General features: G+C 72.7%; 13 protein-coding genes. 11 read left to right on the top strand and 2 right to left on the bottom strand.

The features are described 5' to 3' along the window. The first annotated feature begins 332 nt into the window (after nt 1-332). The 9 genes from ACVV2G_RS29940 (at nt 333) to ACVV2G_RS29900 (ending at nt 8,375) form a co-directional block, all read left to right on the top strand. Nucleotides 333-1,058, top strand: a complete 726-nt coding sequence (locus ACVV2G_RS29940) for a TauD/TfdA family dioxygenase (protein ID WP_453845915.1) — start codon at nt 333-335, stop codon at nt 1,056-1,058. Between the two features lie 22 nt (nt 1,059-1,080). Continuing rightward, nucleotides 1,081-1,518, top strand: coding sequence for an aspartate 1-decarboxylase (gene panD / locus ACVV2G_RS29935; protein ID WP_453845914.1), 438 nt, complete (start codon nt 1,081-1,083; stop codon nt 1,516-1,518). Further along, nucleotides 1,515-2,870 (top strand): DUF6002 family protein, encoded by a 1,356-nt coding sequence (locus ACVV2G_RS29930; RefSeq protein WP_453845913.1) that lies wholly within the window; start codon nt 1,515-1,517, stop codon nt 2,868-2,870. The genes panD and ACVV2G_RS29930 overlap by 4 nt, the downstream gene beginning before the upstream one ends. Before the next feature lie 74 nt (nt 2,871-2,944). Further along, nucleotides 2,945-4,165 carry a GNAT family N-acetyltransferase gene (locus ACVV2G_RS29925; protein ID WP_453845912.1) on the top strand — a complete coding sequence of 407 codons (1,221 nt, stop codon included), beginning with the start codon at nt 2,945-2,947 and terminating at the stop codon, nt 4,163-4,165. Continuing rightward, complete coding sequence (locus ACVV2G_RS29920) at nt 4,162-5,274, top strand: hypothetical protein (RefSeq protein ID WP_453845911.1); 1,113 nt, start codon at nt 4,162-4,164, stop codon at nt 5,272-5,274. Before ACVV2G_RS29925 ends, ACVV2G_RS29920 begins: the two co-directional genes overlap by 4 nt. Continuing rightward, nucleotides 5,271-6,104, top strand: coding sequence for a methyltransferase domain-containing protein (locus tag ACVV2G_RS29915; protein WP_453845910.1), 834 nt, complete (start codon nt 5,271-5,273; stop codon nt 6,102-6,104). Before ACVV2G_RS29920 ends, ACVV2G_RS29915 begins: the two co-directional genes overlap by 4 nt. A gap of 113 nt (nt 6,105-6,217) precedes the next feature. Next, nucleotides 6,218-6,379, top strand: a complete 162-nt coding sequence (locus ACVV2G_RS29910) for a hypothetical protein (protein WP_453845909.1) — start codon at nt 6,218-6,220, stop codon at nt 6,377-6,379. Nucleotides 6,380-6,456: 77 nt separating this feature from the next. Beyond that, a complete protein-coding gene (locus ACVV2G_RS29905; protein WP_453845908.1) occupies nt 6,457-6,795 on the top strand; it encodes a DUF485 domain-containing protein in 339 nt (112 codons plus the stop codon). Beyond that, a complete protein-coding gene (locus ACVV2G_RS29900; RefSeq protein ID WP_453845907.1) occupies nt 6,792-8,375 on the top strand; it encodes a sodium:solute symporter family transporter in 1,584 nt (527 codons plus the stop codon). The genes ACVV2G_RS29905 and ACVV2G_RS29900 overlap by 4 nt, the downstream gene beginning before the upstream one ends. A 67-nt stretch (nt 8,376-8,442) precedes the next feature. Here ACVV2G_RS29900 and ACVV2G_RS29895 read toward each other — a convergent pair whose 3' ends face one another. After that, nucleotides 8,443-9,693 (bottom strand): poly(ethylene terephthalate) hydrolase family protein, encoded by a 1,251-nt coding sequence (locus tag ACVV2G_RS29895; RefSeq protein WP_453845906.1) that lies wholly within the window; start codon nt 9,691-9,693, stop codon nt 8,443-8,445. A 355-nt stretch (nt 9,694-10,048) separates the two neighbouring features. Here ACVV2G_RS29895 and ACVV2G_RS29890 point away from each other — a divergent pair, with 355 nt between their 5' ends. Continuing rightward, nucleotides 10,049-10,798, top strand: coding sequence for a GAF and ANTAR domain-containing protein (locus tag ACVV2G_RS29890; protein WP_453845905.1), 750 nt, complete (start codon nt 10,049-10,051; stop codon nt 10,796-10,798). A gap of 55 nt (nt 10,799-10,853) precedes the next feature. Here ACVV2G_RS29890 and ACVV2G_RS29885 read toward each other — a convergent pair whose 3' ends face one another. Beyond that, the gene (locus ACVV2G_RS29885) at nt 10,854-11,126 is read right to left on the bottom strand and encodes a hypothetical protein (protein ID WP_453845904.1); all 273 of its coding nucleotides are present in this window, start codon (nt 11,124-11,126) and stop codon (nt 10,854-10,856) included. A gap of 443 nt (nt 11,127-11,569) precedes the next feature. Here ACVV2G_RS29885 and ACVV2G_RS29880 point away from each other — a divergent pair, with 443 nt between their 5' ends. Then, complete coding sequence (locus ACVV2G_RS29880) at nt 11,570-12,610, top strand: fatty acid desaturase family protein (protein ID WP_453845903.1); 1,041 nt, start codon at nt 11,570-11,572, stop codon at nt 12,608-12,610. Nucleotides 12,611-12,690 lie beyond the last annotated feature (80 nt).

Below are 12,690 nucleotides of genomic sequence, written 5' to 3'. Positions count from 1 at the left end.
CGAACCGGCCATCGGGACGGGGCTGAATTGCGGGACTGGCCCTTGGTGTCACCGTTACTGTGCTGCGACTTCACGGCCGGCAGTCCCAGGGTCGGTCTTACTTCGGATGACCGGATAACGACCGCCTCCGGGCATTGACGCGCTCCCCGTGGCGCGGCCTATCGTGCTGGAGACACCACGCCGGAAGGCGCTGTGGCGGGAACTGCCGCCGCGCACCCGAGGAAAATCCACCAGCCCATGACCTTCTGGCACGTGAAAGCAACTCTCAGATGGCGTCAGCGCCTTCAACGCCGCAGGATCTACGCCCTGGAGCAGTCTTGTCACACTCCCCAGTGAGCATACTTTCCCAGATCGACTTCAACGGAAATCCGTTGAGCGACGAGCTGTTGGCGAAAACCTTCCACCAGCTCATGGACGAGCACGGATACGTCCTGATGTGCAATGTCCCGGACACCTTCGACCAGGTCAGGTTCTGCCGGGAAATGGGCTCCTTCGTGCCCAACTACACGGGGGCCGTGGTCGGCGACGTCCGCCCCGAGCCGGGTATGGACGACGTCTACCACGCGGGCAACACCCGTCCGCTGACCCCGCACACCGAGGGGTACGACTTCGCCGTCCTGCCGCCCCGCCACATCGCCCTGTGGTGTGTCACCCCCGCCTCCGGGCCCGGAGGCGAGACCACGCTGTGCGACACCCGGCCCTGGGTCCAGGCCCTGCCCGACGAGGAGCGCAAGCGGCTGCTGGACCACACCTACGCCTGGAAGACCACCGAAGGCGTCCAACGCCTCGGGCTCGAACTCAACACCCGGCACCCGATCCTGGAGGAGCACGAGAAGGGACTCATCGTCCGTTTCAGCTGCAACAACCTGCTGCGGGAGGACGACGACCCCGCGGCGGACCTCCAGGAGCGCTGGAAGCGCGCCTTCGAGGCCGAGCACGTCGCCGTCACCTACCAGCGCAACGACATGCTGGTCTGGGACAACTGGCGGTTGCTGCACGCCCGCAACGCGTTCACCGACCGCAGCAGGCATCTGCGTCGCATCCAGATAGCGGCCTGACCTCCCAGCGAAGGAGAAACGCGTGCACCGCACCATGCTCCACGGGAAGATCCACCGCGCCACCGTCACCCAGGCCGACCTCCACTACGTCGGTTCCCTCACCCTGGACCGCGACCTGATGGACGCCGCCGGCCTGTTGCCCGGTGAGCAGGTCGACATCGTCGACATCGACAACGGCAACCGGCTCACCACGTACGTGATCGAGGGCGCCCGCGGCAGCGGGGTGGTGGGGATCAACGGTGCCGCCGCCCGCCTGATCTCCGTCGGCGACCTGGTGATCATCATCGCGTACGCCACCGTCAGCGACGAGGAGGCGAGAGCGCTGAAGCCCGACGTCGTCTTCGTCGACCGGCACAACCGCCCGCGGGACACCGGCACCGACCCCGCCCACGTACCCGCCGAGACGGACGCCGCGCAGTTGGTCCGGGGCGACCAAATGCTCGAAGGAGCCGCCTCGTGACCTCGGCCCCGCCCCTCGCCACCGACCGGGTCGAACTACCCGCGGCCCTGGCCCACTACGACGCGGAACTGCGCGGAGTGCTCGACGAGACCGCGAAGGAGGCGCACCACGACGCCGCGGCCTTCGCACCGCGCTGGGAACTGCCGCGCCCGAGCCCCGCACTGGACGCCTTCTTCGCCCCCAGCACGATCAGCGCCCACCCCCTGACCGAACACCGGGGCCGCCGCGTGGGACTGCTGCACCTGATGCACAACCCACGCACCCGCACCACGAAAACCTACGCCTCCCTGGTCATCGTCGCGCGCGCGGTCGCGCACATCGAGCGCACCGGTGAACGGGTCGTCATCCTCACGCCGTCCAGCGCCAACAAGGCGACCGCGCTCAGGGACGCCGTGCTGCGCGCCCACGAGTGCGGCCTGGCCACCCCGCAGTCCCTGGGCATCGCCTGCGTGGTCCCCTCCTCGTCCGGCACCAAGCTGTGGCGCTCCGCCCTGTCCGACGACCCGGACCTGCGCCGGGCCAACCCGCTGACCGTGCTGCACACGGCCGAACCGGGCCAGGTCAAGGAGCTCGCCCGCTCCGTCACCGACACGCTGTCCCCCGTCCTGCACCGGGAGCACGGTGTACGGCTGTGGCATTCGCTGGAACTGCTCAACTACGCCGTCGCCGACACCGCACGCGCCCTGTTCGAGCGCGACCGCCTGCCCAGCGCGCCCCGGCTGCACGCCCACGCCGTGTCCAGCGCCTTCGGACTGCTGGGCCATTTCCACGGGCAACGGCACATCACCGGCAAGCAGTGGCCGGACACCTCGGCCGGCTACTTCCTGGTCCAGCACCTGGGCACCCCGGACATGGTCTCCAGCCTCTACCACGACCGCTTCGACTACCGCCCGCGCTGGACGGAACGCGACGGGCGGCTCGTGCAGACCCACGACCCCCACTTCCCCCAAGTCGCCTACGCACCCGACGAACAGCTCGACGCGACCTTCTACACCCGGCGGCCGGCGACCTCACCCCGTATGAACGAGATCATCCGCCGCCAGGGCGGGGGCGGCATCGTGGTCTCCCTGGCGGAGTGCCTCGACCGCTACCCGGCCGTGCGCTCCCTGCTCGCGCCCACCGGTGTCCACCTGCCCGCCGACCCGCGGCACCTGCGCGAGTGGTCCCTGGTCATGGCCCTGACCGGAGTACTCAACGCCATCGACCGCGATCTGGTGGACACCGACGACATCCTCGTCCACGGTTCCGGTTCCTACGCCGCCGGCGACTACGAGGCGGTCCCCGAGGGGCATCTGCGGCCGGTCACGGACGCCGGAGAACTGGCCCTCGCCGTACGCGAAGCGGTCAGCTGACCGCGACGGCGCGGGGCAGCGCCCCGTCCGCGCCCCGCGCCACCCCAGCCCTCCCGCCGCGACAGGGAGCCCCCTTGCTGCTCGCACCCCGCTCTTCCGAACCGGCCAGGCCGGCCCGCCCGCCCGCTGCGCGCCGGGCGGCCGGCCTCGTCCCCGCACTGCCCGCACGCCTGCGCTACACCTGGAACAACAGCCGGCGCCCGGCATGGCGGACCACCCGGCGCATCGTCGACGACGCGCCGGCGCGTGTGCAGGCCGTCGTCTCCCGTGAGCGGCGCGGCCGTCTGGACATCGCCTACGTGGGACTGCCCGCCGGCCGCACCAACATCCTCCAGTTGCTGGAACACCAGCGAAGCATGCTCGGCATGGACACCGCCGGCCGGGAACAAGGCCTCGTAGCATGGCGCGATCTCGCCCGCGGCGCCCTGCCCCCGGCCGACCTGGTCGTCATCGGGGCCGAAGCGAGCCGACTGGCCCGGCTGCCCGCGGAACGCGGCATCACCGCACCCTTCCGCGTCCATCTCACGGTGGACGTACCGGCACGGCTCGACGACCTGGAACGGCGGATCTCCAAGCGCGAACGCTGGCAGTTCCGCCGTGACCACGCACGACACGACTGGGCGTGGACGCAGGACACCACCCCCGACGCCCTCGAGTACTTCTACCGGCGCATGCATCTGCCGACCATGGCGACCCGGCACGGCGACCGCAGCCGCACGGAGGCCTGGCCGGTCGCCCGGCACGCCATCCTGCCCAACGGCAATCTCTTCTTCCTGACCGACGCGGGCCACCGCGTCGCCGGCGTCCTGTGCCACTGGTCGGCCGACAGGACCACGCTCACCACCCGCCTCCTGGGCGTCCTGGACGGCGACGAGCACCTCTACCGCGACGGCACCTTCAAGGCGGTCTACCACCACCTGCTGCGCTGGGCCCAGGCGCAGGGCGTCCCCCGCGTCGACTTCTACGGCACCGAGGCGTTCATCAGCAAGGGCATCTTCCAGTGGAAACGCCGCCTCGGCCCGCGCGTCGATCTTCCACCGAACCACTTCTCCACCAAGCGCATCCGCCTCTACGCGCGCCGCGACACCCCCGCCCTGCGCGACTTCCTCGTGGCGAACCCGCTGCTCTCCCACCGGCCGGACGGCTCACTCGTGCCGGTCTACTTCACCGACGACCAACGCCCGCCCCGACTCGACCTCAGCGCCCGCTGCCCGGGTCTGCCGGGGCCGCACACCGTCCCCGTCACCTCGCTCTTCGACGGCACCGTCCCGACGCCCGTACCGGTGACGCCGTGACCGGCGACCCGGCCCGTCCGTGGGCCGTACTGGGAACCGGAGCGTTCGCCCAGGGCCTGCTGCGCGGCCTGGCCCATCACCCGCACCGCGTCACCACCGTCCACGTCATCGGCCGCACACTCCAGCGGGCCCGCGACACGGCCGCGCTCGCGGCCGGACACGGAACGCTGGCCGGCACACCGGTGACGTTCGCCCCCCACGACGCCGGACCCGCCCCGGCCGACCGGCTGCGCCCCCTCCTGCGGGCCCTGCGACCGGCGCTGCTGATCGTCTGCGCCTCACCGCAGTCGCCGAGCGAGGCACGCACCCGGGACTCCGACTGGTCCCGGCTCCTGCGCCGGGCCGGCTTCGGCGCCACACTGCCCCTCCAGGCCGCGCTGGTCCGCGACTCCGTCCTGGCCTGCACCGACGCCTCGCCCGGCACGCAGGTGGTCAACGCCTGCTTCCCCGACCTCGTCAACCCGGTCCTCCACGCCGAGGGCCTGCCCGTGCTGTGCGGACTGGGCAACGTCGCCACCCTCGCCACCGCGACCCGCGCCCGGCTCGGCCTGCGTGACGGCTCCCGCCTGTCGCTGCTGGCACACCACGCGCACCTGACCGCACCGGACGACCCGCGGGACGAGGCCGCCGGATGGCTGGACGGCGCCCCGTTCACCGAACTGCCGGAGGTGCTCGGCGAGGTCCGCGCCATGCCCCGCGACTTCCTCAACGAACTCGGCGCCCACAGCGCCGTGCCGGCTCTGCACGCCCTCACCGACCCCGCCGCCTCCTACACGGGTCACCTGCCCGCGCCACACGGGCTGCCGGGCGGCTACCCGGTGCGCATCGACGGCTCCGTCCTCTCCCTGCGGCTGCCCCCGGGGCTCTCCCGCGCCGAGGCGGTCGCCTTCCACCGCGAGCGCGAGCACCTCGACGGCGTACGGCTCGGCGGGGACGGCCTGCTGCGCTTCACCCCCGGCACGCACGCCGCCCTCCGGGCGTACGGAGCCGACCTGCCCACCGCCTTCCGCCCCGCCGACCTGCCCGGCCTGAGCCGCCACCTCCTCGACCTCCGGGACCGGCTGCGGCAGACCTCCACCTCCCCGCCCGAACAGAAGGAAAGCCCGTGACCACCACCCCCTCCACCCCGTCCCCCTACCTCCTCGGAGCCGAGGACGAGGAGCGCCGACGCCTGATCTTCCAGGGGGAGCTGCTGAAGAACGACACGCACGCCCTGCTGGACCGACTGCCGCTGCACCAGGGCGACCGGGCCCTCGACGTCGGCTGCGGGCCACTGGGCATCATGGACGAGCTGTCGGCACGAGTCGGCGACACCGGCCGGGTCACCGGGGTGGACGCCGAACAGCGCATGATCGAGATGGCCCGCCGCACCCTCGCCGAACGCCGCTTGTCCAACGTCTCGTTGAAGAACGCGGACGCGGCGGACACCGGCCTGCCGCCCTCCTCCTTCCACCTGGTCCACACCCGCCTGGTCCTCATGAACGTCCCCCACACCGACCGGGTGCTCGACGAGATGGTCGCCCTCACCAGGCCCGGCGGAACCGTGGCCGTGCAGGACGTCGACTGGCTGACCCGGATCTGCGAACCGCCCCACCCCTCCTGGGACCGCCTCGTCACGGCGATCGCGGAACTCTGGCGCCGCAACGGCATGGACGTCATGCTGGGCCGCCGACTGCCCGGCATGCTGCGCCGGCGAGGACTCCGGGACGTCCAGGTCCGGGCGTCGACGCACGTCTTCCAGCACACCGACCCCTACCAGACCCTGCTCGTCGACCGAGCCGAGCTGTGCCGGGCGGCCCTGACCGAGCACGGCCTCATCACCGACGCCGAACTGGACGACCACATCGCGGCGCTCTCCCGGCACCTCGACGATCCCGGCACCCTGGTCGTACACGCCACACTCTTCCAGGCATGGGGGACCCGGCCCACCGGCACATGACACCCGGTCACGCACCGGCCGCCCGCCCTCTGGGCGGGGCTCCGCCGAAGGACCCCGCACTCTCCCGGCCTGTGCGGCGTCTCCGGGACTGTGCCCCGGGCTTCTCCGGGGCCGTGGGTGAGCCACGCCGTCCGGTCGGCCCGTCGTTGCGCCTCGGCGCCGTCCGGCCGCCCCGGTTCCCGGTCGGGCAGTGCCCGTTCACCGTCCGCGCGGCTCCGGGCTGGGCGGCGGAACAGATCTGCGGCGAGGGCGTACGGGACCGCGCGGTCGTCTGATTGACTCCGCGCCCACCCCTACACCCGTACCCGCGCCCCCACCGGGGTGCCGGATGAGCGTGAGCGGAGCCGCCCACATGTCCCTCGGACCGCAGCCCTGGCACGGACCGCCGCATCCCGACGAGCCCGCAGCCGGCGCGCGACCTCCGGCGCGGCGGGAGCGCCACGACGCCGAGGAGGCGGCGCGACTGGCCGTCGGGCTGCGGCTCGGCGCCCGGATCGCCGTCGTCTGGCTGCTCTACGTGCTGCTCGCCGCCCTCGTCCCGGCCCTGTACGGCACCCGGGTCGCCGGGCCGGTGAGCCTCGGCCTGATCCTGGCCGTGGTGCCCTTCACCGTCGGACTGCACGCGCTGGTGACGTACGGGCGGCGGCTCGACCGGCTGGAGCCGCAGCCGGACGCCCGGAGGCGGTCGTGACCACGCTGCTCGATCCCTCGTCCCGGTCCCTCGTCTTCGCCGTGTTCTCGGTGTTCGTCGTCATCTGTCTGATGCTGTGCGTCGTCACCGGCGCCGACGAGGACGACCGGGCCCTCGGACGGTCCGACCACCGCCGGCTGCGCTCCTGGCAGCAGGGCATCGCGATGGGCGGCGACACGACCACGGTCGCCACGGTCACCGTGCTGGTGGGCATGGTCGCCACGTTCGGCTTCGACGGCCTCGGCGTCATGCTGGGCAGTCTGATCGGCGTCATGCTGCTCCTCGTGCTGATCATCGAGCCGCTGCGCAGGCACGCCTCGCTGACGGCGGCGGACCTGCTGGACGCACGCGGCAGCGGCGGGCGCACCGTCCGCGTCTCGTGGGGCGTGGCAACCCTGTTCGTCTGCTTCCCGTTGCTGGTGGTGCAGTTGGTGGTGGTCGGCAACGTCGCCGCAGCGCTGATCGGCCGGCCCGGTGTGCGGACCGGATGCATCGTGGTGATCGGCTGCGTGATGACGGCGCTGGCCGTCAGCGGCGGGATCCGGGGCACGGGCGTGGTGATGATCGTCAAGTCGGCGATCACCCTGCCCGTGCTGGTGGTCGCCGCCGTGTTCGTGCTCCACCGCTTCGGCGGGGACCCCGGGCGGCTGCTCGACGCCGCCGCGCACGGCTCGCGCATGGGCGAGGGCTTTCTGCGCCCGGGCGGTTACACCGGTGAGGGGTGGGTGGGGGCCGTGAACCGGGTCGGTCAGACCTTCGGCATGTCGATGGCCACCCTGGCGATGCCCGCCGTGCTGATGCGGGCGATCTCGACGAAGAGCCCGCGCGGCGCCCGGACCGTCGGCCGCTGGATGCTCGGCGAACTCACCCTGCTGTACGGCGCGCTCGCCGTCGTCGGCGTCGGCGCGGCGGCCCTCGTCGGCGAGGCGCTGCGCGAAGCCGGTCCGGCCGCGCAGGTGTTCACTCCGCTGATGCTGGGGCGGGCGCTCGACGACGGCGGCCTCCTGGTCGCGGCCCTGGCCTGCGTCCTCTTCCTCACCGCGCTCGCGGCCGTGGTGGACGTGACCCTCGCCGCCGGCATCGCCCTGGGACGGGACGTGCTCGGTTCCTTCGGCAGGCCCGCCGGCGGGAGTCCGGCGGGCAGGGCGGACGGTGCCGCGTCGCGGTGGTCGGCGGCGTCGACGGGGGCGGTCGCCGCGGCCGTGGCGGTCGTCGCCGCCGACTGGAACCTGGTGGTCGTCTCGACACTCTGGCTCACCGTCTGCGGCGCCGCCCTCGCCCCCGTCCTGCTGTACGCCCTGTACTGGCCCGGGTTCACCGCCCGCGGTGCGCTGTGGTGCCTGTGGGGGGCCACGGTGCTGAGCGTCGCGGCGCTCGCGCTGTCGCCGTACACGTCCGGCACGCCGGAGTCGATCTTCCCGGACCACGACTTCAGGCTCTGGGACGTGACGATCCCGGGCCTGCTGACGGTGCCGGCCGGGTTCCTGCTGGGCTGGCTGGGCAGTGTCACGGGTCCGCGCCGGGCGGCACACGGCGCGGCGGGTGTGAAGCGGCGTGCCGCGTGGGAGGACGCGGTCTGAACCGTCCGGGCGGCCCACCGGAGGTTTCCGGTGGGCGGCCCGGGCGTGCCGGCCGGCCGGCGTCGTGTCACCAGTTCTTGTACCGGGCGTCGCCGAGGCCGCAGAAGCCGCAGTTGGGGCTGAGGAAGTCCTGGGTGCGGCGGAAGTCCTCGTCGGCCAGATGCCACCGGAGCCAGGCGGTGATGACGTGCTGGCCGTTGCGGGTGGCGAGGATGTGGTCGGTGTCGTCGAGGATGCTGAACCACACCGGCACGTCGGTGTTGGTGTAGTCGCGTTCCATGTTCGCGGTGGCGAAGTCCTCGTCCCCGCCGATGTAGAGGGCAGGATTGCGGAGGCTGTCGGGACCGTTGCCGTCGAACGAGCCGCCCGCCACGTGGACGGTGGTCTCCAGCCGCGGTTCGTCGGCCACGTCGAAGGTGCCGAGGGACCCGCGGGAGTGGCCGCCGAAGGCCACCTCGGACAGGTCGAGGTCGCCGTGGAGCGGGCTCCTCGCGCTGGCGTTCTGGTCCTCCAGCCAGTCCAGGGCGTCGACCATGTAGGCACCGTTGCTGGACGAGACCTCGCTGTAGACGACGAACCCGTGCGAGGCCCACTGCCGCAGCATGTCCTCGTAGTCGGCGGGGTCGGACCCCGCGCCCGGGCCCCAGACGAAGACCGGGTGGTCCACACCGTTCCGGCCGGCGTCGGCCGGGTACACCAGCCAGCCGTCGTTGCCGGGGCCGGCGGACTCGTCGACGGTCACCGCGTACGGGCCGGGCGCGGTGACGTCGTCCACCGGGGGCAGCGACCCGGTCGGCGGGTCGGTCGGGCCGCCGTCGCCGGCGGCCTCGATCAGCACGTCGTCGACGGTCAGCGTCTCCAGAAGGCTGTTGGCCTGCAGGGTGAACCGCAGCCGCAGGTCACCGCCCTCGACGGAGTCGGGCAGCGGGAACGACACGGCGCCCGTGGCGGTGCGCGCGGATTCCAGCGTGGTGAACGAGCCGCCGTCGACCGAGTAGGCCACGGTGAACGTCTCCCCGAGGTCCAGCCCCGACGCCGCCCGGGTGTAGGACAGTGTCAGGTCGTCGTACCCGGTCAGGTCGACGGGCGCGGACACGAGGGACGGGGTGGAGGACAGCGACCCGCTGAGGCGGGCACCGTACGTTCCGGTCCGGACGGAACCGGAAGCGGTGAAGGTGCCGAGCCCGTCGGAGAAGTCCTCGCTGTAGACCGGTGTGGCGGCGGAGGCCGGGGGTGCCGCGGCGCCCGTGGTACCCACGGCCATGATGCCGACGGCCGCAGCGCCGAGTAAGCGCAGGCGCCCACTGATGCGAGACATGTCTGGGATCCCTTCTGGTCACACCGGCGGCTGCGTCGGCACGACCCGTGCCGGTGGCGCGGGTCGTGCCTGCTTCCGATCCCCGCGGATCGGCCGGGGCCGGCTCGGACCGAGTCAAGCAGGCCGCCGGGAAGGGGGAATCGGCGAAATCACCGGCCGGACCCGCGCCGCCGGCCACCCCGCGGTCCTGCACCGGGCCGGCGTGGACACACGGACCCGTGGGCCGCGTTTCCCACCCGCCGTGTCGGGGGACCAGGGCGGAGAGGAAGCCTGACCCAGGTGACGCCGGCCCGGGAACGACCCACCCGTCCCCGCCCCTCGGGGTGGAAACCAGTCGCAGCCGAGGGTGCCCACGATGGATCAACGACTTCTGGCCAGGACCTTCGTCGAGCTGGCCGACAACCTGGTCGCCGACTTCGACCTCATCGACTTCCTGCGCCTGTTGACCGACCGCTGCGTCGGCATGCTCGACGCCGGCGCCGCCGGGGTACTGCTCGCCGACCGGGAGGGCAGGCTCCGGGTCATGGCCGCCTCCGACGAACAGGTGCGTCTGCTGGAGCTCTTCCAGCTCCAGAACGACGAAGGCCCCTGCCTGGAGTGCTTCCGCACCGGCGCCCCGGTGATCGTCCCCGACCTGACCCGGGAGGCCGAGCGCTGGCCGCGCTTCGTCGCCGTGGCGCACGTCGGCGGGTTCGGGGCCGTCCAGGCCCTGCCCATGCGCCTGCGGGACGAGACCGTGGGAGCCCTGAACCTCTTCCGCGCGGCGCCCGGCCCCTTCGATCCGGCCGTCACGCTGGTGGCCCAGGCCCTGGCCGACGTCGCCACCATCAGTCTTCTGCAACAACGCACCGCGCACCGCAGCACGCTGCTCAACGAGCAGTTGCAGACGGCGCTGAACAGCCGGGTACTGATCGAACAGGCCAAGGGCAAGCTCGCCGAGCGCCAGGGCGTCGACATGGAGCAGGCGTTCAGCTCCCTGCGCGGCTACGCCCGCGCGCACAACCGGCGCCTGGCCGATGTGGCCCGCGCCTTCGTCGACGACTCCGAGTCACTCGCCGGTCTGGGGCCGTGGCCCGCGTCCTGGGCGGGGGCGCCGGAGAGCTGACCGTCCGGGGCTCCCGGGCCGGCCCCCGGACGCTCGCGCGGACGCCTCGCGGGAGTCACCGGTGGTGGTCCCGGCGGTCCTCGCGCCGCCAACGTGCGCGGTTCTGGCGGCGGTAGCGGCGGTCCCAGCGCTCCTGGCGGTTCCGGCGCTCGCGGTAGTCCCGGTAGTGCCGGTCGCGCCCGCGAGGTAAACCGTCGGCACGGCCGCCGCCGACGCGCCGGCGGCGGGTGATGCCGTAGGCCACGACCGCCGCGGCCACCCACCAGACGGGATCGAGGAAGCCGAAGCCGAACAGGACGACGAGAAGAATGAGAAGCAGGGCGAACACGGCTCGGGCCTCCCCCGGGGACGGGACACGACGTCGACACCGGGGGCCGGGGTGTCACTCGTCAGCGTACTCCCGCCCGACGGAGGCGGACAGCGTGCGACGTCGGAGCGGTGCGGGGGCCGCCGCCGCCCGGTGTTCCGCCGTACGCGCGGACGACGGGCGCGGGGCCGGAACCGGTCATGTGCCCTGCGCGGTGGTGGAGATCCGGCGACCCGGAGCCCTCCGGCGTGTCAGAAACCCTCCCCACGGGTGTCTGAGACCTGCCGGAAGGGGAACCCGGCCCTTTCGGGGGCCGGTGCGGCCGTCGGCGGACGGCGCTCTCGTCCGCAGTCGTACGACGCGCTCGCACCACGGCGGAGTGAACGCGTCCGCGCCCGGCCGGTCCCAGCGGTTTTCCGACGTCACGGAGCCGCTCCGCCCACCTTTCAGGGAGCTTTGCCCTCATGGCCAGTACCACGGTGCGCCCCCGGTCCCCGGAGACCTCCGGCAGTGACTTCGCGCGGTTGTCGAGAAAGGTCGCGGACGCGGGACTGCTGGGGCGCCGCCCCGGCTACTACGCGCTCCGCGTCACGGCGGTGGCCGGCCTCTACGTCGTCGGGTGGGCCGCCTTCGCGCTCGTCGGCGACAGCTGGTGGACGCTCGCGGTCGCCGCCTTCCTGGCCGTCGTCTTCGGCCAAGTGGCGTTGCTCGCGCACGACCTGGCCCATCGCCAGGTGTTCCGCCGGCGCCGGGCCAGCGAGGTGTCCGGACGGATCGCCGCGGCCGGTGTCGGGATGAGCTACGGCTGGTGGCAGGAGAAGCACACCCGCCACCACGCCAATCCCAACAATGCGGACCTCGACCCCGATGTCGAACCCGACCTGCTGGTCTGGTCCCAGGAACAGGCCCGGGCCGCGACGGGACTCCCCCGTGTGATCGGCCGCTGGCAGGCGTTCCTGTTCTTTCCGCTCCTGACCCTGGAAGGCTTCAACCTGCACGTGTCGAGCGGCAAGGCGCTGGCCAATCGCTCGCTCAAGCACCGGGCCCTCGACGGCACCCTGCTGGCGGCGCACTGCGCGCTCTACCTGACCGCGCTCTTCTGGGTCCTGCCGCCCGGCATGGCGATCGCCTTCCTCGCCGTCCACCAGGGCCTGTTCGGCCTCTACCTCGGCTCCCTCTTCGCCCCCAACCACAAGGGCATGCCGATCCTGTCGGGCGACGACCGCCCGGACTTCCTGCGCCGCCAGGTCCTCACCTCGCGCAACGTCAACGGCGGCTGGTTCACCGACCTCGCGCTCGGCGGGCTGAACCACCAGATCGAACACCACCTCTTCCCGAACATGCCCAGCCCCAACCTCCGCAGGGCCCGCGACCTCGTCCGGCGCCACTGCGCGGAACTGGGCGTGGACTACCTGGAGACCGGGCTGATCGCCTCCTACCGGCAGGCCCTCACCAGCCTCCACGCGGCCGGAGCACCGCTCCGCAACGCCCGCGCCCGCGCCTAGGGAAGCCCTGGCGCGAGGAACGCGAACCGTGCGCCGCCCGCCCGGTTCGGCGGCGCACGGGGCCGCACCCGTCGCGGAGA

This window comes from Streptomyces sp. JK94 (assembly GCF_053613315.1).
This window is presented reverse-complemented; position numbering and strand designations above follow the sequence as displayed.

Bases quoted from the DNA above. Each gene is read 5' to 3' on its own strand.
- ACVV2G_RS29905 (WP_453845908.1), top strand. From the start codon at position 6,457: ATGTCCCTCGGACCGCAGCCCTGGCACGGACCGCCGCATCCCGACGAG.
- ACVV2G_RS29895 (WP_453845906.1), bottom strand. From the start codon at position 9,693: ATGTCTCGCATCAGTGGGCGCCTGCGCTTACTCGGCGCTGCGGCCGTC.
- ACVV2G_RS29890 (WP_453845905.1), top strand. From the start codon at position 10,049: ATGGATCAACGACTTCTGGCCAGGACCTTCGTCGAGCTGGCCGACAAC.
- ACVV2G_RS29880 (WP_453845903.1), top strand. From the start codon at position 11,570: ATGGCCAGTACCACGGTGCGCCCCCGGTCCCCGGAGACCTCCGGCAGT.